This window comes from Paenibacillus sp. 01T422 (genome assembly GCF_056398785.1).
Map to the genome: position 1 here is coordinate 1 of NZ_JBFTQB010001703.1, position 398 is coordinate 398.

Consider the following 398-nt stretch of genomic DNA (forward strand, 5'->3'; position numbering starts at 1 on the left):
AACAAATTGGCCTATTGGCAGCTATCAATTCAATAGGAATGGCTGTTGGCGCAGCCGTTGCCGGTGCGAGCGCAGATCGCTATGGACCTGTTGGCGCAGCCGTTGCCGGTGCGAGCGCAGATCGCTATGGACGTAGATCCGTCCTTTTGGTTACGCTTTTGATATTCTCTGTTGCCAGCGGACTCTCCGCATTAGCAACAGGTTTCATTATGTTATGCACCCTGCGTTTCATTACAGGGTTTGGTCTAGGCGGGGAGCTTCCCGTTGCCTCCACACTTGTTTCGGAATCGTTCTCCGCTACGGAGAGAGGAAGGGCTGTGGTGCTGCTCGAAAGCTTTTGGGCATGCGGGTGGATTATCGCGGCTTTAATATCCTATTTTGTTATTCCTACTTATGGC

The 398-nt window shown here is 52.0% G+C and carries 1 protein-coding gene; it reads left to right on the forward strand.

The features are described 5' to 3' along the window. Positions 1-398 (forward strand): MFS transporter (locus AC1DUA_RS40850; RefSeq protein WP_477505044.1); only part of this gene is annotated, 398 nt, incomplete at both ends.